At 61.4% G+C, this 22528-nt stretch carries 25 protein-coding genes and 1 pseudogene; 19 read left to right on the top strand and 7 right to left on the bottom strand.

What is annotated here, in order from left to right:
• The first annotated feature begins 8 nt into the window (after positions 1–8).
• From AR689_RS16990 to AR689_RS16960, 8 genes are all read left to right on the top strand, one after another.
• A complete protein-coding gene (locus tag AR689_RS16990) occupies positions 9–1541 on the top strand; it encodes a tyrosine-protein kinase domain-containing protein (protein ID WP_062072015.1) in 1533 nt (510 codons plus the stop codon).
• Positions 1538–2173 carry an arsenate reductase/protein-tyrosine-phosphatase family protein gene (locus AR689_RS16985; protein ID WP_197412910.1) on the top strand — a complete coding sequence of 212 codons (636 nt, stop codon included), beginning with the start codon at positions 1538–1540 and terminating at the stop codon, positions 2171–2173. Before AR689_RS16990 ends, AR689_RS16985 begins: the two co-directional genes overlap by 4 nt.
• A 510-nt stretch (positions 2174–2683) precedes the next feature.
• Positions 2684–2782, top strand: coding sequence for a potassium-transporting ATPase subunit F (locus AR689_RS22815; RefSeq protein ID WP_082698017.1), 99 nt, complete (start codon positions 2684–2686; stop codon positions 2780–2782).
• A 6-nt stretch (positions 2783–2788) separates the two neighbouring features.
• Positions 2789–4456 (top strand): potassium-transporting ATPase subunit KdpA, encoded by a 1668-nt coding sequence (gene kdpA / locus AR689_RS16980; protein WP_062072012.1) that lies wholly within the window; start codon positions 2789–2791, stop codon positions 4454–4456.
• Complete coding sequence (gene kdpB, locus AR689_RS16975; RefSeq protein ID WP_062072010.1) at positions 4453–6585, top strand: potassium-transporting ATPase subunit KdpB; 2133 nt, start codon at positions 4453–4455, stop codon at positions 6583–6585. Before kdpA ends, kdpB begins: the two co-directional genes overlap by 4 nt.
• 9 nt (positions 6586–6594) lie before the next feature.
• Complete coding sequence (kdpC, locus tag AR689_RS16970; RefSeq protein ID WP_062072009.1) at positions 6595–7209, top strand: K(+)-transporting ATPase subunit C; 615 nt, start codon at positions 6595–6597, stop codon at positions 7207–7209.
• Positions 7210–7238: 29 nt separating this feature from the next.
• Positions 7239–9854 carry a DUF4118 domain-containing protein gene (locus AR689_RS16965; protein ID WP_062072007.1) on the top strand — a complete coding sequence of 872 codons (2616 nt, stop codon included), beginning with the start codon at positions 7239–7241 and terminating at the stop codon, positions 9852–9854.
• A complete protein-coding gene (locus AR689_RS16960) occupies positions 9851–10528 on the top strand; it encodes a response regulator (protein ID WP_062072005.1) in 678 nt (225 codons plus the stop codon). The genes AR689_RS16965 and AR689_RS16960 overlap by 4 nt, the downstream gene beginning before the upstream one ends.
• Positions 10529–10587: 59 nt before the next feature.
• Here AR689_RS16960 and AR689_RS16955 read toward each other — a convergent pair whose 3' ends face one another.
• From AR689_RS16955 to AR689_RS16935, 5 genes are all read right to left on the bottom strand, one after another.
• Positions 10588–11205, bottom strand: a complete 618-nt coding sequence (locus AR689_RS16955; RefSeq protein WP_062072003.1) for a hypothetical protein — start codon at positions 11203–11205, stop codon at positions 10588–10590.
• A 152-nt stretch (positions 11206–11357) separates the two neighbouring features.
• Positions 11358–11714, bottom strand: coding sequence for a hypothetical protein (locus AR689_RS16950; protein WP_062072001.1), 357 nt, complete (start codon positions 11712–11714; stop codon positions 11358–11360).
• 3 nt (positions 11715–11717) lie between these two features.
• Positions 11718–12041 (bottom strand): prevent-host-death protein, encoded by a 324-nt coding sequence (locus AR689_RS16945; protein WP_353611612.1) that lies wholly within the window; start codon positions 12039–12041, stop codon positions 11718–11720.
• 297 nt (positions 12042–12338) lie between these two features.
• Complete coding sequence (locus tag AR689_RS16940; protein ID WP_156424626.1) at positions 12339–12764, bottom strand: hypothetical protein; 426 nt, start codon at positions 12762–12764, stop codon at positions 12339–12341.
• A gap of 26 nt (positions 12765–12790) precedes the next feature.
• Positions 12791–13216, bottom strand: coding sequence for a hypothetical protein (locus AR689_RS16935; RefSeq protein ID WP_062071995.1), 426 nt, complete (start codon positions 13214–13216; stop codon positions 12791–12793).
• Between the two features lie 201 nt (positions 13217–13417).
• Between AR689_RS16935 and AR689_RS16930 the strand changes: the two genes are divergently transcribed.
• The 5 genes and pseudogenes from AR689_RS16930 to AR689_RS16910 all read left to right on the top strand — a co-directional run bounded on the left by AR689_RS16930 (position 13418) and on the right by AR689_RS16910 (position 17470).
• The gene (locus AR689_RS16930) at positions 13418–14401 is read left to right on the top strand and encodes a hypothetical protein (protein WP_231745563.1); all 984 of its coding nucleotides are present in this window, start codon (positions 13418–13420) and stop codon (positions 14399–14401) included.
• Positions 14402–14411: 10 nt separating this feature from the next.
• Positions 14412–14696 carry a hypothetical protein gene (locus AR689_RS16925; RefSeq protein ID WP_231745562.1) on the top strand — a complete coding sequence of 95 codons (285 nt, stop codon included), beginning with the start codon at positions 14412–14414 and terminating at the stop codon, positions 14694–14696.
• A 291-nt stretch (positions 14697–14987) separates the two neighbouring features.
• Positions 14988–16205 (top strand): FG-GAP repeat domain-containing protein, encoded by a 1218-nt coding sequence (locus tag AR689_RS16920; RefSeq protein ID WP_062071991.1) that lies wholly within the window; start codon positions 14988–14990, stop codon positions 16203–16205.
• Between the two features lie 47 nt (positions 16206–16252).
• Positions 16253–16832 (top strand): annotated as a pseudogene (locus AR689_RS16915) (DUF1349 domain-containing protein).
• A gap of 125 nt (positions 16833–16957) precedes the next feature.
• The gene (locus AR689_RS16910; protein WP_062071990.1) at positions 16958–17470 is read left to right on the top strand and encodes a hypothetical protein; all 513 of its coding nucleotides are present in this window, start codon (positions 16958–16960) and stop codon (positions 17468–17470) included.
• A gap of 13 nt (positions 17471–17483) precedes the next feature.
• Here AR689_RS16910 and AR689_RS16905 read toward each other — a convergent pair whose 3' ends face one another.
• Together AR689_RS16905 and AR689_RS23790 are read right to left on the bottom strand one after the other, a co-directional pair.
• Positions 17484–18143: an MmyB family transcriptional regulator gene (locus AR689_RS16905; protein ID WP_353611611.1), complete on the bottom strand. Its 660-nt coding sequence runs from the start codon at positions 18141–18143 to the stop codon at positions 17484–17486.
• Positions 18130–18360 (bottom strand): hypothetical protein, encoded by a 231-nt coding sequence (locus AR689_RS23790; protein WP_353611610.1) that lies wholly within the window; start codon positions 18358–18360, stop codon positions 18130–18132. The genes AR689_RS16905 and AR689_RS23790 overlap by 14 nt, the downstream gene beginning before the upstream one ends.
• Positions 18361–18494: 134 nt before the next feature.
• Between AR689_RS23790 and AR689_RS16900 the strand changes: the two genes are divergently transcribed.
• The 6 genes from AR689_RS16900 to AR689_RS16870 all read left to right on the top strand — a co-directional run bounded on the left by AR689_RS16900 (position 18495) and on the right by AR689_RS16870 (position 22430).
• The gene (locus tag AR689_RS16900; RefSeq protein ID WP_062071988.1) at positions 18495–18935 is read left to right on the top strand and encodes a (R)-mandelonitrile lyase; all 441 of its coding nucleotides are present in this window, start codon (positions 18495–18497) and stop codon (positions 18933–18935) included.
• On the top strand, positions 18932–19759 hold the full coding sequence (locus tag AR689_RS16895) for an aldo/keto reductase (protein ID WP_062071987.1): 828 nt from the start codon (positions 18932–18934) through the stop codon (positions 19757–19759). The genes AR689_RS16900 and AR689_RS16895 overlap by 4 nt, the downstream gene beginning before the upstream one ends.
• A gap of 13 nt (positions 19760–19772) precedes the next feature.
• Complete coding sequence (locus tag AR689_RS16890; RefSeq protein ID WP_082698015.1) at positions 19773–20477, top strand: flavodoxin; 705 nt, start codon at positions 19773–19775, stop codon at positions 20475–20477.
• Between the two features lie 98 nt (positions 20478–20575).
• Positions 20576–20875 (top strand): DUF4193 domain-containing protein, encoded by a 300-nt coding sequence (locus AR689_RS16885; protein WP_062071983.1) that lies wholly within the window; start codon positions 20576–20578, stop codon positions 20873–20875.
• A 238-nt stretch (positions 20876–21113) separates the two neighbouring features.
• Entirely contained in the window at positions 21114–21344 is a 231-nt protein-coding gene (locus AR689_RS16880; RefSeq protein ID WP_062071981.1) for a hypothetical protein, read from the top strand.
• A gap of 669 nt (positions 21345–22013) precedes the next feature.
• Positions 22014–22430, top strand: coding sequence for a MarR family winged helix-turn-helix transcriptional regulator (locus tag AR689_RS16870; RefSeq protein ID WP_062071978.1), 417 nt, complete (start codon positions 22014–22016; stop codon positions 22428–22430).
• Positions 22431–22528 lie beyond the last annotated feature (98 nt).

The raw sequence follows: 22528 nt of genomic DNA, 5'->3' as shown, positions 1-22528 counted from the left end.
ACAATTTCATGGAGCTTACGGACTATTGGAAAGTCCTCCGCGCACATTGGGTTTCGGTCATCGCCATAACCCTGGTGGGCGGCATAGCTGCCTTCGGCTGGACGCTGACGCAAACCAAGGTTTACAGCGCCGATGCCTCCGGCATCATCTCCGTGGGTGTCAACAAGGACCTGGGTACGGCCATGGCCGGCGAAAGCTACTCCAAGTCCCGGGCCAAGTCCTACCTTGATGTAGCGAAATCGCGTTCTGTGGCTGAGACCGTCATTGATGACCTTAAGCTCCAGGGCACCACCCCCGAGCAATTGATCTCTCGGATATCCGCGCAGAACCCGCAGGACACCGCCACCTTGAAATTCACCGCGCAGGCCAGCACCCCGGAGTCCGCGCGGGACCTGGCCGAAGCATGGGTGCGGGCAGTAGGCCAACAGGTGGACCAGCTCGAACGAGGGGGTGCCAAAGCAGGCGAGACGTCGATTGTCAGCTTCGTTTCCCTCGACGCGGCCCAGCTGCCGACGTCCCCGACGTCCCCCAACACCAGGCTTGCTCTGATGATCGGCGTCGTGGCCGGCTTGTTGGTTGCGATCGGCTACGCACTGCTCCGCAACATCTTCGACCGCCGCGTCCGCTCCGCAGCCCAGCTCGAGTCCGAGACCGGCGTGGCCGTGATCGGCACCGTGCCATTCCACACCAACTTCGACGGCGTCAATCGCCTGGTGCTTTCGCGTGGCGGTAATGATCTTGAGAACAAGAACCACCAGGACTACGCCGTAGCGGAAGCCATCCGTGAGCTCAGGACCAACCTCCAGTTCATGGACGTGGATGCCCCTCCCCGCATCATTGTGGTCACTTCCGCGCTCCCCGGCGAAGGCAAGACCACGGTGGTGGCCAACCTGGCCCAGACCATTGCGGCGTCCGGGCAAAGGGTTGTTGTGGTGGATGGGGATCTCCGCAGGCCCACCGTGGCCAAGACGTTCGGTTTGCTGACCAACGTGGGCCTCACAGACGTCCTTATTGGCAGGGCCACCCTCAACGATGTCCTCCAGCCGTGGGGTGAGAGTGGTGATTTGTTTGTCTTGGGTGCCGGCTCGGTACCTCCGAACCCCAGCGAGCTCTTGGGATCCAACGCCATGCATTCCATGCTGGAAGACATCGCCAAGCATGCAATCGTGCTGGTGGACGCGCCTCCGCTGCTTCCTGTGACGGATGCCGCCATTTTGACGGCACGCACAGACGGCGCGCTGGTGGTCAGCCGCGCCGGCAAAACCACGTACGACCAGCTGAAGCGGGCCTTGCAGAACCTGGAACGCGTCCGGGGCCGCCCGCTGGGCCTGATCATCAATGGGGTGTCCCGCAAGTCCACCAAGGGCGAGGATTACGGCTACCAGTACTACACGTACTACAACCGGAAAGACTCGGGCGAGGAAAGCGCACGCGCAACCCACGTTCCAGTCGACGAATCCAGGCCGGTGGAGGCCACGGCATTGGAGCCGCTGGGCGAGCAACGCCGCGGCCGCCGTCGCGAACGCACCCACGCGCTGTGACGTCGCAGAGCCACCGAGACGAGCAGCCGCCGTCGTCGTCTATTCTGACCGTGTGCACCGGCAACATTTGCCGGTCCCCGCTGGCGGAACAAATCATCCGGCACCGTTTGCAACAGTCCGAGGTGGCCGGTTTTACGGTTGCCAGCGCAGGCCTGCACGCTGCAGTCAACGCCCCCATGGAGCCACTGCCGGCAACGCTGTCCCGGGAACTGGGCGGCGACCCCACGGGTTCCCACGGCAAGCAGATAACCCAAGAAGCAGTGGACTCAGCCCAGCTGGTGTTGACCATGACGTTGAAGCAGCGGGACGAACTGGTCAAGAAGTTTCCCGGTGCCGCCCAACGGACCTTCACCATGGCCGAATTCGCCCGGGCGGGTCAGCGCCTCCCTGTGGTTGAGGCGGCAGCAGTGACCGCAGCAACCAGCTGGGCTGCCGTCACCGGAACAGCAACGGACAGTCCGGTGGCTGAGCTTGTACGGCGCACGGCCGCACTCCGCTCAACAGCTGAGTTGACGTCCACGGACGACATTCCGGACCCCATCAACGCCGACGAATCCGTTCACCGTGACGTGGCCCGGCGGATCGATGACTACTGCCGGGACGTCGTGTCCGTTTTGAGCCACCACCTCTAAGGGCTCGGCGGTTAGACCGCGGGGCCGGACAACTGTATTTGGGTACCTTGTCCGGCCCCGGCCCGCGGTTCGTACAACCGCCAACTATTGGGGGTTTATTGGTGGTGGTTCGTGAGCCGCTGTGATTAGTAAAGACCCTTGGGCGCTGCCTGGGCACGAGTAGTCGGTACTCGTCTTTCAGCCTGATCCGAGAGCTGGCTACTTGCTGCCTCGCCCCATTTCCCGCGTGTTTTCGCGGTTGGAAGCCCCGTGTGGCTCTGAAAAGACCACGGTGCCGTTAAGAGCGCGTCAAGATTCGCAGCGTCCGCATTAAGGATTCGTAAGGAACGCCTTTTCGCCACTTTTGCAGGAGTTGACTGGCATCAGCCCCGCAAAGGGGCTCTGATGAAAGGACGTTCCAGTGGCCGACGTGGCTGTTGTGGTGATTCTTGTGGTGAGCATGGGAATCGTGATGTGGGTGGCCCACCTTTTGGGCAAGATGGTTGACGGCGACGGCCCGGTGAGCGGGCAATGAACGTGGATGCCATCATGTGGGTGGGCTTGTTCGTCCTTGGCTTGGCTGTTGCGGGGTACCTGCTTGCAGTGCTGCTCAACCCGGAAAAGTGGTGACGGCAGGTGGTCTTCAGTACTGCATCCTTCATCACCCAGATAGCCGTGCTGGTGCTTGTCCTGGCCCTGCTGCACAAGCCTTTGGGTTTGTATATGGCGCGGGTCTTCTCAAGTACCAAACACGCCAAAGCCGAAAGGGCCCTCTACCGCCTGGCGGGGGTGGATTCCGGGACTGAACAGAGCTGGTCTGTATATCTGCGCAGCGTTCTGCTCTTCTCCCTGATATCCATCCTGGTGATCTTCGCTCTTCAGCGCCTGCAGGCCATATTGCCCGGCAGCAATTCCCTACCCGGCGTGGACCCGTGGGTAGCCATGAACACGGCCATCTCCTTTGTCACCAACACCAACTGGCAAACATATGCACCTGAGGCCACTGTGGGCATCTTCGTCCAGATGTGCCTGCTGGCCGTGCAGAACTTCCTGTCCGCCGCCGTCGGAATCGTGGTGGTGGTGGCCCTGATCAGGGGCATGGTGCGGACCACGACTGATCGTTTGGGCAACTTCTGGGTGGACCTCGCCCGTGCCTCGTTCCGTATCCTGTTGCCCATCGCCACGGTGGCGGCAATCGCCTTGGTGATTGGCGGCGTCGTGCAGAACTTCTGGTCCACAGAGGTGACCAACACGGCAACCGGTGCCAGTCAGGTGATTCCCGGCGGTCCGGTCGCCTCGCAGGAGGCGATCAAGGTCCTGGGGACCAATGGTGGCGGATACTTCAACGCCAACTCTGCCCACCCATTCGAAAACCCGAGCGTCTTCACCAGTTTGTTCCAAGTGTTCCTCATCCTCCTGATCCCCTCGGCCCTGCCCTACATGTACGGGCGGATGGTGGGTGACCAACGCCAGGGCTACACGGTGGCTGCAGTGATGGGAGCGCTGTGGCTGACGTCCACTGCGCTGATGGCTTGGGCAGTGTCTTCCGGACAGGGAAGCGCAACGGCAGCAGCCGGAGGCTTGGGAGAAGGGTTCGAACAACGGCTGGGGCCGGCAGCGAGCTCCATCTTCGCCGCTTCCACAACACTGACGTCCACCGGTGCCGTCAACGTCGCCCACGATTCCCTGCCTCCCTTGGCCGGCGGCATCGCGATGCTGAACATGATGCTCGGCGAAGTAGCTCCGGGCGGAACCGGATCCGGACTCTACGGAATGCTGGTCCTGGCCATCATTGCGGTGTTCATTGCCGGGCTGATGGTGGGGCGCACCCCGGAATTCCTGGGGAAGAAGATTGGCCCACGCGAAATGAAAATTGCGGCCCTCTACATCCTGGTCACCCCCACGTTGGTGCTGGTGCTCGCCGGAATCTCAGCCCTCCTCCCGGAGGTGATGGTAAACGCTCCGGCATCTGGACCGCATCAATTCAGCGAACTGCTCTACGCGTTCACCTCCGGTGCCAACAACAACGGCTCAGCCTTTGGTGGCATCACCAGCTCCGGCCCCTACCTCTCCACCATGTTGGGTTTGGCCATGCTGCTGGGCCGGTTCCTGCCCATCGCGTTGGTCCTTGGATTAGCCGGCTCGCTGGCGCGGCAAAGAAAAATCCCAGCCTCATCCGGAACGGTCCCAACCCATGGACCGCTCTTCGGCTCGTTGCTGCTGGGCGTGACCGTGATCCTGACCGCTCTGAGCTACTTCCCCGCCCTGGCACTGGGCCCCCTCGCAGAAGGACTTATCAAATGACCAGCTCCAGGACGGCCCCGGCCGCGGAGACCCCATCAGCCCTCACCACCAGCGGCACTCCCGCCACGGGTGAGCCCGGCCACCACAGCAAGGCGCCAGCCAAACTCAATGCCTCAACGCTTCTGGCAGCGCTTCCTGTGGCATTCAAAAAGTTGGATCCGCGGCAAATGATCCATTCCCCCGTGATGTTCGTGGTGCTGGTGGGTGCTGCGGCCTGCACGGCCATCTGCTTCCTGAAGCCGGACGTTTTTGGCATCGCGGTGACGGTATGGCTGTGGCTCACGGTGCTGTTCGGCACCCTTTCCGAGGCCATCGCCGAAGGACGAGGGAAGGCGCAGGCGGACAGCCTCCGCGCGAGCCGCCAAGGCGTCATGGCCCGGCTCCGGTTGGACGACGGAACCACTAAAGACGTTCCCGGCACAGATCTGAAACTGAACGACGTGGTTATCTGTGAGGCCGGGGATGTGATCCCTTCCGACGGAGAGATCATCGAGGGCCTGGCCAGTGTGGACGAGTCCACCATCACCGGCGAATCTGCGCCCGTGATCAGGGAATCCGGCGGAGACCGATCGTCCGTGACCGGCGGCACCAAGGTCCTCTCTGACAGGATCGTGGTGCGCATTACAGCTGAACCCGGGGCAACCTTCATCGACAGGATGATCAAACTGGTGGAGGGTGCCGTCCGGCAAAAGACCCCCAACGAGATCGCCCTGCACGTCCTCCTCGTTTCGCTGAGCATCGTGTTCCTGGTGGTCACCATGGCCCTGGCGCCTTTCGCGTCCCTGGCGGATGCGACGCCCTCGCCGATCGTCCTGGTGGCGCTGCTGGTCTGCCTGATTCCCACCACCATCGGCGCTTTGGTCCCGGCAATCGGCATAGCTGGCATGGATCGGCTGGTGCAGCACAACGTCCTGGCCACCTCGGGACGGGCGGTGGAAACAGCCGGCGACATCACCACCCTGTTATTGGATAAGACGGGAACCATCACGTACGGCAACCGCCGGGCCGTCAATTTCTTCCCGGCCAACGACGTCGAGCTGAACAAACTCATCAGCGCTGCCCGGCTGTCCAGCCTCGCGGACGAAACACCGGAAGGCCGTTCCATTGTGGAGCTCGCCGACGCCAAAGGCACAGACGGCCCCGACCTTGCCGGTCTCCGCAACGCCTACTCCGACATCGCCATAGTGGAGTTCACGGCCAGCACCCGCATGAGCGGTTTGGATCTGGACGGGCGCCTCATCCGCAAAGGTGCGGCGTCCGCCGTCGGGAACTTCGTCACCGACGCCGGCGGCCGTCTTCCAGCGGAAGTCCAGCGGCGCGTGCAGGAAATTTCCGCCCAAGGTGGCACGCCGCTGCTGGTTGCCGAAACCACGCACGACGGCGGCGCCCGGGTTTTGGGAACCGTGCACCTGGCTGATGTGGTCAAGCCCGGGATGAAGGACCGTTTCGCCGAGCTGCGCAAAATGGGTATCCGCACGGTGATGATCACCGGTGACAACCCGGTGACGGCCAAAGCGATAGCAGCCGAGGCCGGCGTCGACGACTTCGTGGCCGAAGCCACGCCCGAGGACAAACTGGACGTCATCCGCCGTGAACAAGGTGAAGGACGTTTGGTGGCCATGACAGGTGACGGCACCAATGATGCCCCGGCCTTGGCGGCAGCGGACGTGGGGGTGGCCATGAATTCAGGGACACCGGCCGCGAAGGAAGCCGCCAACATGGTGGACCTCGACTCGGACCCCACCAAGCTGATCAACATCGTGGGCATCGGTAAACAGTTGCTCATTACACGTGGGGCTCTGACCACGTTCTCCGTCGCCAACGATGTAGCCAAGTACTTCGCCATAGTTCCGGCACTGTTTACCGCCGCTTTTCCTGGCCTTGGGCTGCTGAACATCATGGGGTTGGCCAGTCCGGCGTCGGCCATTCTGTCTGCGGTGATCTTCAACGCCCTCATCATCATCGCCCTGGTTCCCTTGGCGCTGCGCGGCGTGAAGTACCGGGCAGTTTCCGCCAACCAGGCATTGGGCAGGAACCTGCTGCTCTACGGACTGGGCGGGCTGGTAGCCCCGTTCCTCGGCATCAAACTCATAGACCTGGTCATCTCCCTGATCCCAGGCATCGGCTAGGAGCTACTCATGAACATCATTTCCGGATACCTCCGCCAAGCGGGCACGGCCATCAGGTTCCTGCTGCTGGCAACAATCGTGTTGGGGTTGCTTTACCCCCTCGCAGTCTTCGGCGCAGGACAGCTTGCCGCACCGTTCCAAGCCAACGGGTCCATCGTGAAGGACTCCTCCGGGCAGGCTGCGGCGTCCGCGCTCATCGCTCAAGCCGCGGCGGATGACGCTGGAACGCAGGACCCGCAGTGGTTTCACCTCAGGCCCTCCGCAGTGGGTTGGGACCCGGCAACCTCCTCGGCCAGCAACCTTGGACCCAACGATGCCAAGCTCCTGGAGACCGTAACCACTAACCGCGCAGCAGTTGCGGCGTCCGAGGGCGTCAGCCCTGAGGAGGTCCCAGCCGATGCCGTGACCTCCAGCGGGTCCGGACTGGACCCGCACATCTCCAAGGACTACGCCACCATCCAAGTACCGAGGGTTGCCCGGGCCCACGGGTTGGAACCACAGGACGTCCAAGAGCTGATAAACAAGCAAACCACCAGCGGCTTTGAGGCTTTCCTCAGCCAGCCATCAGTCAACGTGACGTTGCTGAATCTGGAGATCGCCAACCTGGCCGCAAGCCGGAACTAGTTAGCTTTTCACAGTGGAAGAATGAGGACATGGCGCGGGCAACACTGAGGATTTTTCTGGGGGCCGCACCGGGTGTCGGCAAAACCTACGCCATGCTCGAAGAAGCCCACAGGTTGCTGGGCAGGGGCGAGGACGTGGTGGTGGCTTTCGCCATGCACCACGGCCGCGCCGACACCCTGGCTCTCACCCATGGACTGGAAACCCTGCCCCCGCAGGTCATCGAGTACCGGGGCAGCGCGTTTGAGGAAATGGACTTGGACGCGGTCCTGGCCCGGCGCCCCCACACAGCGATCGTGGATGAATACGCCCACACCAACATTCCCGGCAGCCGCAACGAAAAACGCTGGCAGGACATAGAGGAGCTGTTGGAGGCAGGCATCAACGTCCTGTCCACCGTGAACGTGCAGCACCTGGCTTCCTTGGGCGACGTTGTCAGCGCGATAACCGAAGTAAAGCAGGCCGAAACAGTACCCGACGAGGTGGTGCGCCTCGCGGACCAGATCCATCTGGTGGACATTTCACCGGAACTGCTCCGGCAAAGGCTCGGCGACGGCAAGATCTACGCATCCGACAAGATCGACGCCGCCCTGTCCAACTACTTCCGGGTGGGCAATCTGACGGCATTGCGCGAGCTGGCGTTGCTCTGGCTCGCAGACCGGGTGGATGAAGGACTGACGCGGTACCGGGCCGAGAACCACATCGAGGAGAGCTGGCCCGCCCGGGAACGCATCGTCATAGGCCTCACCGGCGGCGCTGAGGGCGAAGTGCTCATCAGACGGGCAGCCCGGATCCTCAAGAGGGTCAACGGCGGCGACCTTCTGGCCGTCCACGTCCGCGCTGCCGATGGCGTGGCTGCCGAATCCCCCCACGATCTGGAAGCCCAGCGAACCTTGATCAAGGACCTCGGCGGAAGCTACCACACAGTGTCCGGCGAGGACCCCGCCAAAGCGTTGCTTGACTTCGCCCGCAGTGTGAACGCCACCCAGATTGTGGTGGGAGTCTCACGCCACAAGCTCGTCTCCGGTTTTCTCAAGGGTGGCGTAGGAAGCCGGGTGGTCAAGGGCTCCGGTGATATTGATGTGCACATGGTTTCGCACCCGCTGGGAGGCCGCGGCATAGAACGCACCCGGAAACGCGACCTTGGCCGTGCGCGCGTAGTAGTGGGATTCGCCATGGCCCTCGTGGTGCCGGTGCTGCTGCAACTACTGCTGGCTGTGGCACCGTCCCACAACATAGCCACGGCGGTGCTCGTACAGCTCACAGGGTCCGTTGCCGTCGCCCTGATCGGTGGACTTTGGCCCGCCCTGTTGGGGGCACTCTGGAGCAGCTTCCTGGTGAACTACTTCTCCATCCCGCCGCTGGGCACGTTGACTATCAGCGACCCCCAAAACCTTCTGGCCCTCATGGTATTTGCCGGGGTCTCCTCCGCTGTGGCCCTGGTGGTGGACCTCTCCGCCCGGCGATCGAAAGAAGCCGCACGGGCCCGTTCCGAAGCGGCCACCCTCGGGGATCTCACCCGCGGAGCGTCCACCGCGGAAGACCCCGTCCAAGGTCTCTTGGAACAGGCATTGGACGTTTTCCAGGTCCGCACCGCAGCTTTGTACATTGCTGCGGCATCCGCCTCCGCATCCTCCTCTACATCCGGTTCTTCGTCCGCCTCGTGGCAGCTGGTGGCATCGGCGGGCAGCCCAGAGACTGACCCGGACGATACCGAGAACATCGAGCAGGTTGACGGCAACACCCGGCTTGTCCTCACCGGCAGAGTCCTGCCCGCCAGTGACCTCCGGCTCCTGGGTGCCTTCGGGGCACACCTGGCGGCGCTGCTTGAGCGCCGACAACTCGCAGCCACCCGACGTGAAATGATGCGCCTGGCCGAGAGCAACACCATGCGGACATCCATCCTGCGAGCCGTGTCCCATGATCTGCGAACTCCGCTGGCCGGCATCAAACTCGCAGTGGGAGGCCTCCGCCAACCAGGTGTGAAGTACACCGAACAGGAAGAAGAGGAACTGCTGGCCACCATCGATGAATGCTCGGACCGATTGGACGGGCTGGTCGGGAATCTGCTGGACATGTCCCGCATCACCTCAGACTCCGTGAACGCCCTCATCAAACCCCTCCGCTGGTACGACGTCATTCCCGCTGCCCTGCACGGCATCACGCCCGGCAGGGTCCGGGTGGACCTGCCACCGAACATGCCCGCGGTGGACGCCGACGCCGGCATGTTGGAACGAGTCATCGCCAACATCGTGGAAAACGCGGTGAAGTACGCCCCAGACTCCGACGTTGTGATAGTGGGTGCCGCCGGTGGTCTCAGCACCACCACCTTGGCCGGCAGGCCAGCCAGCGAACTCCGGATCATCGATCACGGCCAAGGAGTACCCGCGGCCAATGTGCTCAAAATGTTTCAGCCCTTCCAAAGGCTCGACGACGTTCCTGCAGCCACCGGCGTAGGTTTAGGACTCGCCGTGGCACAGGGCTTCACTGAAGCCATGGGCGGGACCCTCACCGCGGAAGAAACGCCTGGCGGCGGGCTGACTATGCTGATCAGGCTGCCCCTTTCAACCGGCCCAACCCCTGATGCGCCGCAACGCTTCACAGCCCCTGGAATTCCTGCCCTGCCTGCCCCGAAAGGCCTCGAGTGAACACCATCCTGGTAGTGGACGATGACCCCCACATTGTGCGGGCGCTCGCCATCACGTTGAAGGGCCAGGGGTACACGGTTGTTACGGCAACCGACGGGCAATCGGCACTCCATTCAGCCGCTCAACGGCCCGTCTCGGTGATGATCCTGGACCTGGGGCTCCCGGATATGGATGGCACAGCCGTCATTTCTGCCCTGCGGGAATGGAGCACCGTACCCATTCTGGTCTTGTCAGCCAGACATGGGTCCAGCGACAAAGTGGAGGCCTTGGACGCTGGAGCTGACGACTACATCACCAAACCCTTCGGGCTGGATGAACTCCTGGCCCGACTCCGGGCGTTGCTGCGCCGCAGAAACGACTCCAGCGAAGAAGTCACCATGGTGACAACCAGCTCGTTCACCGCAAATCTGGACAAGAGACAAGTCACCAAATCAGGCCAGGACGTTCGTATGACCCCCACGGAGTGGAACATTCTGGACATCCTGCTCAGGAATCCGGACAAACTCATTACCCAGCAGCAACTCCTCACAGAGGTGTGGGGACCCGCCTACGCAAAGGAAGCAAACTACCTTCGCGTCTATATGGCACAGCTCAGGCGCAAGCTCGAGACAGAGCCCGGTAACCCCCGGCACCTGATCACCGAGCCGGGCATGGGCTACAGGTTTGTTCCGTAGCCGCCACCGTCCGTCCCGGGGGCGGCGGCAGCAACGCCGTCGTACGCGTTTTTCGTGAGCTACTGCCAGAGGTTCTGTGCGCGGGCCGCAGCAGAACTGAAGTTACTTCCGTCAATCGCAACGGAACACTCCTCAATGCCGAGCGCCTTCCACTGCGCCAGCAACCGCAGTTCACCGTCGGCCGGCAGTGGCCACAACCACAGGTTGCCTGAGGCCGAGACTTCGTCGTCGTTGCTGCTGCCCCCGCCACCGCGGAACGTCAGTGCCGGAGCTTCGGGCTGCTTGTCGAGATCCACCGGTCTACCCCAGCCATAGATGCCCGTCCTTGCGCTGGTTCCATCCGGTAGCTGGACGCCCAACAGCAATTGCAGGTCCGCGCTGGTGGGCCCCATCCCAGGACCGTGCTGGAAAACCGACGCGTGAAGAGCGGTCCACTCTTCCTCGCTCTCCTCACCCCTACGAATGATCCACGCCAGCTGGACCGAACAACCAGTGGTGTAAACATCCGCGCTCTTGACCATCAGAACCCGTGTGGGACTGCGATATAGGAACTGCCCTACGTGCAAGACCGCAGGGAGCTCGTCCTGCGGCGGCCCAACCCACGGAGGGGGTACGAACTTCGCGTTCTTGGCACGTTCCATGGGATCGGGCTTGGGAAAGTCATCGAAGAAGTTCATACAGTGTCCTCAATCCGCTGCTGCGACCGACCAGCGGAACGGCGACAACAACTCGCACGGGATCCCCTAATCCGTCCTGACCCGCACGGTCTAGCCCCGTTAAGTCCGGGACATTTCTGAGTGAATCGCAGCATCCACCGCGGCCTCAGCAATCAAGCTTTGGTCTGGTTGGGATGACTCGTGTGGACCTGCTCTAGAAAGACCGTTCGATCCACAACGTAAAACCAAATTCGAGCATTGCCTTTCAGCGTTGGCTTGTGCTGCCATCTCTCATGGGTGACCCCGTTGCGGCTAACTAGGCCAAGTTCACCGCGTAGGCGATAGTTAGTGGGGGTCACCTGCTCAGGTGTCTGGGTCAGAAAATCCCACACATCGGCTAGGGGGTTTCTTATCGTTGCTTTGAGGTCTGTCCAACCCCGTTGCGCCTGCACCGAGGCAAAACGCAACTCGTATTCGCTCTTTTTTGTTGGTCGTTCGACCTTGTCGCTCTTCTTTTCGTTGTTCACCATTTTCTACGGTCGCTCTACTGCGCCCGGGTCCTTGAGCCACTCAAGGGATTCACGACCAAGTCCTGCGGCGATGGCAGTGGCGGTCTCCCGCCACGAGCTCAGCTCCGATATGGCCAAGTGGGGCTGATTTGTGGCAAAGGATGCCCTCGCAGCTGCCAGAACATCAGCTGCACACGCCTCTTGGTCGGCCGGGCTCAGTGCCAGCATCCAGGGGAAGCGGTCACTCATCCGTGCAGCAAGCGTACCCTCAGCACTGGTTGAGACGGCAACGAGCTGAGCAGCCAGTTCCAATAGAGAACGACGTGCCGCGTCTGCGCTTTCCGACATCAACACCAAGGACTCCCCGTCACGGCGGGTGACCTGAACAGGATGGTCGGCAGCTGCCGCGAATACCTCCGCGGACGAGCGGCTAAGTTCAGAAGACTGGAAAGAAGTGCGTGTTTTGACCGACCCGGAAGTTTCCGAGCTTTCGGTAGCACGAGACGTTCTGTGTGATTTTGTTGCAGCGCTCATAGCGTCCACACTAACTCAGAACGTGTTCTGAAGTCGACCTTAAGCGACCTAATCCGAGCCTGCCGTGGAACCTGCACCGCATGGGCAGGCAACCTTGAAAGACCCTCAGGACTAATCGCGGCGAGGAACCGGCTGGGGCGGGACGGCAGGGTCCGACGCCGGTATACAGAACCTCAGCCCGTCGCCCCAAAATCCGCTATTGGTGCAGAACAGCGACACCGTTTCGCCCCCGATATGGAGTGTGGGCTCGTCGATGCCGTATTTCGAGTTATTGAAGGTCAGCTCAGCTGTGCCGTCCGGCGAGGTACAGCGGTACGCAACGTTCCACGGACTTAAGTCTTCGCAGGTGCTGAGCTCCCTCAATACACCTTCCCGGTCCACGTACTCCCAGGTCTTATCCTTCTTCTCACCCACCTGAATGGCCGAGTTTGGAGTGGACCGGGCATAGTCGCGGGTGAATGGCCGCTCATCGCAGCCCGCGGCCGTGAGCGTTAGCAAGGCAAGCAGGGCCAAGCCTATTTTTGTCCCACGACTCATTCCGATGTCCCCCAGGGCAGGTTGAATTAATGATCTGAGGGTATGTCTACCCTGCCGGTGGAGCTCGGCTTTGGAGAACCCCGCAACTTCCGGAGCTGCGTCGCCCGATACTCCTGGCAGGACAGCGTGACCGCATAAAAGGTGAAGCCACCAGCCAGAGCGGTAAGGAACAGCCCGCCCCACATGGGAGCCTGCCCCCTTGCCAGCGGCGCCAGCAACAACACCACCGAGAAGACAGTGAGGATGGCTGCAACCACCGCGAGGATCCCCATACCCCACCACGTGCTGACCTGAGCCTGCCCGCTGCCTGGCGTAAAGCCGATTTCGTCCGCCGGATAGCTGTGCAGCTCGCCCGTGCTGGTGTTGCGGAGAACGCGCTTCTCACCCGCTGCGACCGCCGCTTTATGCTCGGCATACACGGCATCGTTGCGGCGCTCGCGCTCCGAATACATGCTCAGTTCTTTCCTAACTATCGGCTGGACTCTGCCAAGCCTATCCACTGGGTGGTTTGCAGAGCGCCTCGCCATCGGATGCCATGCCGAACGGTCTCTCCAAAAGATTTTTGTCGGGCGTGTAATCAAAGGACCCCTTCCGGAAACAACATGTATGAGCACAAGAACTGCTCGATCACTCCGTGGGGGAAGGAACCCAAAATGAAGTACCGTCGATCCGGATATGCCAAGTACGCCACTCTCGCAACGCTGACCCTGGCACTCACGCTGGCAGCTTGCGCCCCCTCCAGCCCGGTCGCCAGTAACTCACTAACACCTACAGTCGAAGAAGCCGGCGCATTCGTCCAGCTGCCCGTTGCTCCGTTGGTAGAAGTACCCGCTGCCCAGGAGCCTGCCGCTGACGCGGCAACACAGGGTGTGTCAACGCAGGTTGTGGCGGCACCGCAAGTTGCTCCGGCGCCGATTGTCGAAGCACCGGTTGTCGAAGCACCGCAGGTTGCTCCGGCACCGGTTGTCGAGGCCCCGCCCGTTGCTACCGCGCCGCCGGTGGCTCCGACACCGCCGGCGACCATTCCGCCGTCGAACGTTGCTCCTTCTGCGCCTGAAGCAGCGCCGATAACACCCACCGAACCTTCAACGCCGCACGTCTCCCCGGACTTCCCGGTGAGCGGCCTGTACACGTTCCCGGACGGGCACATCTCCTTCCTGCTGCCGGCGGGCTGGACCGCGCAAACCGAGGAAACACCCCTGGACCTGAACGGTGAGCACTACGAAACAGCCAAAGCGCACATCCATGACGAAACGGGCATCAAGGTAGCGGAAATCGACAGCGGTATTTACGGCGGCGTCGTGGGCGGGCCCGTGAACCGCACCATCCTCGACTCCCAGCCACTGACGAATTTTGATAGCCAGCGCGGCGCCGGTTACTTCGCCTTCTTCAAGGACGAATACCCGTTCGACACCGAATACACCCGATACTTCATGGGTGTGGTGGTGGATAGCCTCTTGACCGAGGGCCCGGACAGCACTTCAGCAAGCAGCTTCCTGATCATGGGCAACGGGGCAGCCCAAGCGACTGCCAACATCGAAGTTTCCATGACACCCGAAAGCGCTGCTGCCTGGATGGAGACCGAGCAATACAGCAAGCTCAAGGCCCTCCTGACCAGCCTCCAGTACGCGGAATAGTTGATCAGCAATGGAACTTGTTGACCCACACACCTTAGTAATGTCCGCCGTCCTGTTGGTTCACATAGTTGGCGTGATGATCATTGCCGTCGCAGCAGTTGTGCTGATGACGTCATCATTTGCCGTCGCGTTGGCAGTGCGCGGAGTCAGAGCCACGTGGGCGCAACTGAGAACACGGGTAGTTGAAGCGAAGCCAATGCCGGACGACTCAGTCCTCGTCGCGTTTCAGCTGCCCCAACCGCCAAGTGATGATCTCGCGCAGGAGATCGAGGGGAAGTGGGGTGCTGTGGCGTAGCTGGACTAGGTGGTCCGTGGTTCCGTAGTCACTGAGCTGTGCCGCGAAATGCGCCATCGCGTCCGGAGTCGGATAGAACCCGATGTGCTTCTCGGATGTACTCGCTAATGGAACCCGCTGTCATATGATCTCCCCTTGTCGCCGCAAGACCGATCCTATGACAGCGGGCTTCAAGCACTCGGGCCGTCGTTCCGGCCGGGTTTGCCCTGCACTTGGATATTCATAGGGCGCCCGTGTGACTGCTGTTACGCTCAGGGGAAATAGTGCCTGTCTTGAAGGACTTGGGGGATCATGCGTGCTTTTCGTGTTCTTGCGTTGAAGTCGGCGGCTCTTGCTGCCGTGTTATTGGGTACGGCGGTAGCCGGTGGCGCCCCGGCCTCCGCAGAGTCAGGGGACTCCGAGCCCTTGATGTTCGGAATGCCGTACGTGGGCTCGGAACTGACCATCGGACAGGCCAGCACGAGCATAGGCAGCTGCGCACCAGTAGGGACCAGTCCTCGGTTCGATATCGAATGGCTGAGCAACGGAGTGCCCCTTCCGGCAGAACGCCAAGGAGAGTTCCTGAAACTCATCCCAGAGGACCGCGGTAACCGGATCTCTTTCAACGTTCAAGGCTTGTGCACGGGAGCTAAGACCTATCACAGTGCGGAGACCGCCCCCATTGCTGCGTCCACCCGCGCTTCAGGATGGACAGGCCGCGGAAACTTCGAGCTGCTGGCCCGAACCGACGACGGCGAGCTTGTCCTCTACCCCAGGACCTATGAGTCCCGCTGGGATTTCTATGACATGAGCCGCAACGCACGCCATTACAGCAGCTCCTGGGACGAGCCCAGGGTGGTTGGAACTGGCTGGGACATCTTCGACACAGTCTTCTCCCCTGGCGATTTTGACGGGGACGGAAACAACGATGTCCTGGCCCGCGATCCTCGCGGAAACCTTCACCTATACCCCGGCGACGGTGACGGCGGCTGGCTGCTGCCCTCACAAGTCGGCTCAGGGTGGAACATCTTTGATTCCATTGTCGGCGCTGGAGATTTCGATGGGGACGGGAACAACGACGTGCTGGCCCGCGATCCTCGCGGAAACCTTCACCTATACCCCGGCGACGGTCAAGGAGGCTGGCTCAGCCCCTCACAAGTTGGCTCAGGCTGGCAAATCTTCGACAAGATCGTCGCCCCCGGAGATACCAATGCCGACGGGGGTGTGGACATCTTCGCCCGTGGCCACAACGGTGTCCTTTACCAGTACCCGACCGATGGACTCGGCCACTGGAAATCCCCGTCGATAGTTGGCCCTGGATGGGATGTCATGAGCGAAATCAGCGGAGCAGGCGTATTTAGCCCTAACTGGGGCAACTACAACGCCACGCGCGGGCCCAGAAATGATGTCATCGGAATCGATCAGGAGGGCGATCTCCACCTGTACAGCCCTGACTTCCACGTCGACGCCGGGCTTTCAGGAAGAGGCCCGATCGGAACAGGCTGGAATGTCTTCAAACATCTGATTTGATCGAGTCGATGCACTGAAATGCAACATGGAAAAGTGTTTGGAGCCCCGTGACAACCCTCATCCCCTGGAACCGCGGCGAGTGGACCAACCAGCCAGCCGCCGTCGTCGAGCAGGAAGGTGACCTCCTGGTCACCGCCGCCGAAAGCAGCGACGCCTGGCGCGTCACGTCCTACGGTTTCATCCACGACACCGAGCACGCGCTGCTCGCTCCGTTCCCGCAGGAGCGCCATGGAGGTTGAGTTCACGGCCGCGTTCTCCCAACAGTTCGACCAAGCGGGCATCTTTGTCCGCGTCACTGCCGAGCATTGGATCAAAGCGGGCGTGGAATTCGCCGACGGCGCCGCTCAACTGGGCGCGGTGGTTACCGACAGCTTCTCGGACTGGTCCTTGGCACCTGTTCCCGAATGGAACGGCGGCCGGGTTCGCATACGGGTCAGCCGCTCCGGCGACGCCCTCACCATCCGGGCAGCTTCCGGCGGCAACGAACTCCAACTCGTACGGGTTGTGCCTATGGCCCCCGAAGTGGTGGCCGCCGCCGGCCCCTTTACCTGCGCCCCAACACGCTCGGGGCTCACTGTTCCCTTTCACTCCTGGCGGGCTACAGCACCGGACAGCCAGCTCCACTGAGGCCGCCGGGTCCGGTGAGCTTGCGGGCGGCACCGTTCATGAGATTATGGAGGTTCCGGCAGCCTGGCATTGACAGTGCTGCGACTCAGTCGGCTCCGTAACAAGCCTATGGGGGGCACATCACGGTGGAAGATACTGCAAGTCTTTGGCGCACTGACCCTGCGACGTTCCGCGACGTGGTGATCAACCGACAAGCCTTGGAAGCTGCCTTGGCAGGCGATTGTCCACCCGTTGAACGAGTCAGGTACTTGGCGTTACTCGGCCGGGACGCTGAAGCTCTGGACGAGGGCTTCAAGCTGCTGCCCGAATCGCCCGACCGCCGGGAATTGCTGCTGGTCCTTGCGCAGATCAATCAACGTCAATACCGCTGGCACGACGCCGCCGTACTTCACGAAAAAGCCTTGCGAACAGTCCGGTCACCGGAAGAGGAAGCCTACGTTCGGCACCACATTGGCCGGCGACTCTTCGACGAAGCCCGCTTCCGTGCTGCCGCTGATGAGTTTCAATGGGCAGCGGACCTTTACCGTGTGGCCGACCAGCCTGAACTTGCCGAAGAAAACCGCCAAGCCATGCGCCACGCCCTTCAGGTGCACAGTGCCGAGCGGGGCGCGGCACGTCCTGCGTACGAGCTGTCCTAGACTGACACGTCCATCAGGCCGTCCGCGGATTGACCGGTGCTTGTTCGAGGGGGTTGTTCTTGCCAGCGCTCCAGCTGGCCAGAAAATCGAGTTGATTCTGGGCATGGCTGCCAGGTTCGGCAGAGTAAGCGATAAGCGTTAGTCCTTCACCTGGAAGCTCAAGGGCGTCTCCGGTGAGCTCGATCTCGCCTACAAGTTGGTTGCGCATCGTCTTGCGGGCTGTGCGGTGGAAGCGCACGTTGTGCCGGGCCCACCGTGTTGAGAATTCGGTGCTTCCAGCGGCTAAGTCGCCGATGAGGCTGTTCAACGCGCGGTCCCGGGGGTTCTGACCGGATTCTGTGCGCAAGGCCGCTGCGAAGTCGTCGGCCAGGGTATCCCAGTCGACAAAGAAGTCCTTGGATCGCGAATCCAGAAACATGAACCTGGCAAGGTTCAACGGAAGCTTTTCGGGGCTGAGGATCTCGGTGTAAAGAGCGAAACACAAGCTGTTGGCGGCTACGACGTCCATCCGGGTGTTCCGGACGTAGGCAGGCGTTCCCGTCATCCCTGCAAGGACTCTTTCGATGCTTGGGCGCACATCCGCACGTGCACGCCGCGAAGCGGACCCTGCGGTGGGCGCTGCCGCTTTGGCGAGGTCATAAAGGTGTGCCCGTTCCGCTTCATCGAGCTGCAAGGCCCGGGCTAAAGAGTCGAGAACGGACGCCCCGCAGGCTACCTCGTTCGAGCTTGGCGTAGTACTCCGTGCTGACGCCCGTGAGCATGGCTACTTCCTCGCGTTTGAGACCAGCCACCCTTCTGGTTCCCCCGTAGGCGGGCAGCCCTGCCTGGGCCGGGGTGATGCGTGCCCGGCGGCTCATGAGGAAGTCGCGGACGTCGTTGGTTTTGTCCATGTCTTCTAGGCTACGGCGAAAGCGGAACGGCCTAACAGGAACTGCCAGTACACCGCACAACAGGCTCTCCCACGCCACTAAAAGGGCTGGTTGTCTTGAGTAAGAGCCGTTTATGGAAGGACACCATCACAAACATGCGCCTCGCAATTCCAGGCCCAACCAACAAGGCACCTACCGAGAAGTTCACTGGCGACGTGTATCTGGACACCCTGCACTCTGGTGAGAGTCCCTCACGGTTGAACTCTGCCATGGTCCGTTTCAATCCCGCAGCACGCACGAACTGGCATTCCCACCCCATAGGTCAGCTGCTGCACTGCACGGAGGGCATGGGGCTGGTGGCCAGCCGCGACGGGAAAGTCATCCTCATGCGGGCCGGAGACACGGTCCACACACCGCCCGGAGAGGAACACTGGCACGGCGCGACACAGGACAGCCATATGTGCCACCTGGCCATGGTTGAGCACGACGACGGGCACTCGGCGACGTGGCTCGAACCAGTCAGCGACGACGACTACCTGGCCGCCCAAACGACTACCGCAAAAGTTCCAAGCACCACAGTAAGGAAAAACCGATGAAAAATGTCACCCTCAACAACGGCGTCGAAATGCCGATCCTAGGCTTCGGCGTATTCCAGATCCCTGAAGAAGAAACCCAAGCCGCTGTTGAATCAGCCCTCGCCGCCGGATACCGGCACCTGGACACCGCAGCGTCCTACGGCAATGAAAACGCCGTGGGCGCAGCCATCAAAGCCAGCGGAATCAAGCGGGAAGAACTCTTTATCACCACCAAACTCTGGATACAGCACGCCCCCACCGGCAGCGTCTACGACGACACCAAGCACTCGTTCCAGAATTCGATGAACCGCCTCGGACTGGACTACGTGGACCTTTACCTGATCCATCAACCGCTCGGGGACTACTACAGTGAGTGGCGCGCCATGCAGGACTTGAACAAGCAAGGAGTTGCCCGCGCCATCGGCGTCTCGAACTTCCACCCGGATCGATTGGTTGATCTCATAGACCACAACGAAATCGTCCCCGCGGTGAACCAGATTGAGACGCACCCCTTCCATCAGCGCGAAAGCGATCAGGAACTGATGCGCGAACGTGGCGTCCAGATCGAATCCTGGGGACCGTTCGCCGAGGGCAAGAACAACATTTTCACCGATCCGGTCCTCAGCGCCATCGCTCAAGCTCACGAGAAGTCTGTAGCGCAGGTGGTGCTCCGCTGGCTCATCCAACGCGACGTCGTGGTCATCCCCAAGTCGGTCCGGCCCGAGCGTATGGCCCAAAACCTGGAGATGACCCGGATCACCACCCTGGATACCGGTGCCAGCCTCTTCTTCGACCACCGCGACCCCGCCATGGTCAGCTGGCTCGGCGGCCGTCGATACAACTAGCCGCCAGATACCCATGGCCACCCACCCCTTGAGCGTCAGCCGGCGGTCCACTCTTCGCGGGGCGGCCGCCGGGCTGTCCGGCGCCCTGCTGGCAGCTGCAACAGCCGCCTGCACTCCCCAAGGAACACCCGAAATGCCCTCACCCAACAGCACGCCGTCACCAATCACCACAGGTCCGGACCACGGCGGTCAGCGTATTTTGCTCGCCTACTTTTCCCGGGCGGGTGAAAACTACTACTACGGCGGCCGAACCAACCTGGAGATCGGCAACACTGAGGTACTCGCCGGCATGATCAGCACGCTGATCCCGTGCCAGGTACACCGCATCGAGGCCGCTGATCCATACCCGGACAGTTATGACGCCACAGTCGCCCGGAATTCCCGCGAACAGAACGAGAACGCCCGCCCTGCGATCCTCAACCCGCTGGCCTCCATGGAGCAATACAACACAGTGATCCTGGCCAGCGGCATCTGGAACGTCAGGGCGCCAATGATCATGACCACTTTCACGGAAAGCTACGACTTCGCCGGCAGGACCGTGTACCCGGTCACCACCCATGCCATGAGCGGGCTGGGCAACACCGCCCGCGACTACGGACAATCCTGCCAAGGGGCAACCATCGGCGAAGGACTGGCAGTCAAAGGCGAAGAAGTCCGCAACGCTGGAGCCGACGTCGAGTCCTGGCTACAGCGCACGGGACTTCTCGCGCCCCGATAAGAGCCTGGTGAAATGTGCGGGAATACGAAGCATGGACTTGCGGTTACAACGGTCGCACATATCAACACACCGCACTTTCACAAGGGGGTTTCACCACCATGGCCACCGATTACGACACGCCCCGGGTCCTGACAGAGGAAGAACAGGCACTGCCCCTTGCCGAGCTGGCACCGGCCAAAAGCCCAGCGCGCACGGATACGATCGACCTGGACGAAACCGAACTGGCGGATGCCTTCGAGCTCCCTGGCGCTGATCTTTCCGGCGAAGAACTCCAGGTTGAGATCGTCCCCATCCAGAACGACGAGTTCACCTGTATGTCATGCTTTCTGGTCCACCACCGCAGCCAACTCGCCCGGGAAACCAACGGACAGAAGTACTGCACCGAGTGTGAGAGCTAGCTACTACGGACAGACCAACGTTGTTCGCGTCGGCTGACATTCAAGATAAAATTAGTCATGGCAGCAGCGGCAAATCTATCCCACAAACATGAGCAGTCGCTCATGAAAAACGAAAGGCTTCGAACTTCAAGCCGGGTAGGCGCTAGCGGTTTTAGTGCACCAGGAGCCAGTGCTTACATCATCGCGTCCGCGCCAGCTTCGACCGCAAGTGAGACGTTGAAAGAGGAAGGAGCCTGAGATGTCATTCGAGAAAATCGTTCCTCCTTTCTTTGATCCCGTTGAGAAGCGACGGGAGGCCATGACTGACATTCTTGCCAGCTGGGACCTCGAAGGAGCAATGCCCGATGTAACCGGCCTACAGGTGGTCCGCGATTATGTCGTTGGACGGCTGGATCTCACCTCGGCCCTCGTCAAAGTTAGCGAGCGCGCAGCGCAGTTGAGGGCGAAAGAGAGACACAGCGCACTATGACCCAGTTCGATGACCCCTACTGTTATCCCGGCACTTCGGTGCTGAAAAACAGGCAGGATCTTCGAGAACCTCAGGGCGCGCTAGAAATCGAACGCGAATACTCCCTGTTGCGCCGCCGTGAACTTGAGGTGAAGCCCGTCCAGGGAAACTTCGGCTTGGACCACCTGCAGGAAATACATCGTCGACTCTACCAAGACGTCTGGGATTGGGCCGGGCGGCTCAGAACCGTAGAAATTACGAAGGGTGACTCACATTTTTTGCAAACGCGCTGGTGAGCCCTTCAGAGTCCTGCTCGAGCAAGCCCTCGAACCTCCCATGGATGGCCTTTCGATACTTGATGACGATTTGTACCAGGTGAGCTCTCCGAGTGCTGGTGCCAGCCCGCAAGCAACGGACTTCATCCCCGAACAGCAAGGCTAGGGCCCGTTCGCACTCTCAGCGAGAATGCGCTTTTCCTTGCCAGCTTGCCCCAACGCGTTGGCTAATCGGGTTGAACGTTGGCGTGGGGTTCCGCGTCCTACGAAGCACCAAACGCCGGAGCACTCACGGCGAGTGCCGCCGTCGTGCCCTTACTGAGCGCCGATCCCCTGGCCGATGGCCCGCTTGCCACCCAAGGCTGATGTAGCCTAGTAAGCAAGCTGACTATCTGTGAAAGCCTGGGGAGCCTGAATGCCTGATATGGAACGATGGCCAACGAGCCGGCTGCTGTCCACGGCAGCGCGGCTTGTGGAACTGGCATGGAACGACAAATTACGCCCTCTGGGGTTGACCTATCCGGCGGTGCTGACGCTTGACGCCGTGGCTACCGCTGGACCCGTTACGCCCGGCGAACTCGCCCGAAGCGTCCGCGTTCAAGCCCAAACCATGGGTCCGCTGCTCACCAGGTTGGAAGCGCGCGGTTACATCCTGCGTCAACCCAACCGCTTCGACCGCCGCAGCCAACTGATATCCATCACCAACTTGGGCCTGACGCTGCTGGAGCAGTCCCGCAACCAGGAGAACAACGTACTCTCGGTGGTCGATCTGGACTCCGAAGGCCTCCGCGAGGAGCTGCTGGCAATAGTGCGACACGCAAATTTCAACTGAGCATCAACACATCCGCGTGGACGAAAGTCCGTCAAGCAAGGCAGTATGGAGTTATCCGCTGATGAAGTCCGGCGTTCCAGGGGAAAATTCTCTCCCCT

The sequence above is a fragment of the Arthrobacter sp. EpRS71 genome (genome assembly GCF_001512285.1).
Taxonomy (GTDB): Bacteria; Actinomycetota; Actinomycetes; order Actinomycetales; family Micrococcaceae; genus Arthrobacter.
The sequence above is the reverse complement of the archived record's forward strand: the minus strand, read 5'-3'. Positions and strand labels throughout refer to the sequence as shown.

Excerpts from the sequence above, each read along its gene's own strand:
- AR689_RS16940 (WP_156424626.1), bottom strand. The coding sequence starts at position 12,764 with ATGAGTCGTGGGACAAAAATAGGCTTGGCCCTGCTTGCCTTGCTAACG.
- AR689_RS16930 (WP_231745563.1), top strand. The coding sequence starts at position 13,418 with ATGAAGTACCGTCGATCCGGATATGCCAAGTACGCCACTCTCGCAACG.
- AR689_RS22815 (WP_082698017.1), top strand. The coding sequence starts at position 2,684 with ATGAACGTGGATGCCATCATGTGGGTGGGCTTGTTCGTCCTTGGCTTG.
- AR689_RS16990 (WP_062072015.1), top strand. The coding sequence starts at position 9 with ATGGAGCTTACGGACTATTGGAAAGTCCTCCGCGCACATTGGGTTTCG.
- AR689_RS16885 (WP_062071983.1), top strand. The coding sequence starts at position 20,576 with ATGGCCACCGATTACGACACGCCCCGGGTCCTGACAGAGGAAGAACAG.
- AR689_RS16870 (WP_062071978.1), top strand. The coding sequence starts at position 22,014 with ATGCCTGATATGGAACGATGGCCAACGAGCCGGCTGCTGTCCACGGCA.
- kdpB (WP_062072010.1), top strand. The coding sequence starts at position 4,453 with ATGACCAGCTCCAGGACGGCCCCGGCCGCGGAGACCCCATCAGCCCTC.
- AR689_RS16965 (WP_062072007.1), top strand. The coding sequence starts at position 7,239 with ATGGCGCGGGCAACACTGAGGATTTTTCTGGGGGCCGCACCGGGTGTC.
- AR689_RS16890 (WP_082698015.1), top strand. The coding sequence starts at position 19,773 with ATGGCCACCCACCCCTTGAGCGTCAGCCGGCGGTCCACTCTTCGCGGG.
- AR689_RS16925 (WP_231745562.1), top strand. The coding sequence starts at position 14,412 with ATGGAACTTGTTGACCCACACACCTTAGTAATGTCCGCCGTCCTGTTG.
- AR689_RS23790 (WP_353611610.1), bottom strand. The coding sequence starts at position 18,360 with ATGGACAAAACCAACGACGTCCGCGACTTCCTCATGAGCCGCCGGGCA.
- AR689_RS16945 (WP_353611612.1), bottom strand. The coding sequence starts at position 12,041 with ATGTCGGAAAGCGCAGACGCGGCACGTCGTTCTCTATTGGAACTGGCT.
- kdpC (WP_062072009.1), top strand. The coding sequence starts at position 6,595 with ATGAACATCATTTCCGGATACCTCCGCCAAGCGGGCACGGCCATCAGG.
- AR689_RS16920 (WP_062071991.1), top strand. The coding sequence starts at position 14,988 with ATGCGTGCTTTTCGTGTTCTTGCGTTGAAGTCGGCGGCTCTTGCTGCC.
- AR689_RS16880 (WP_062071981.1), top strand. The coding sequence starts at position 21,114 with ATGTCATTCGAGAAAATCGTTCCTCCTTTCTTTGATCCCGTTGAGAAG.
- AR689_RS16950 (WP_062072001.1), bottom strand. The coding sequence starts at position 11,714 with ATGGTGAACAACGAAAAGAAGAGCGACAAGGTCGAACGACCAACAAAA.
- AR689_RS16895 (WP_062071987.1), top strand. The coding sequence starts at position 18,932 with ATGAAAAATGTCACCCTCAACAACGGCGTCGAAATGCCGATCCTAGGC.
- AR689_RS16935 (WP_062071995.1), bottom strand. The coding sequence starts at position 13,216 with ATGTATTCGGAGCGCGAGCGCCGCAACGATGCCGTGTATGCCGAGCAT.
- AR689_RS16955 (WP_062072003.1), bottom strand. The coding sequence starts at position 11,205 with ATGAACTTCTTCGATGACTTTCCCAAGCCCGATCCCATGGAACGTGCC.
- AR689_RS16900 (WP_062071988.1), top strand. The coding sequence starts at position 18,495 with ATGCGCCTCGCAATTCCAGGCCCAACCAACAAGGCACCTACCGAGAAG.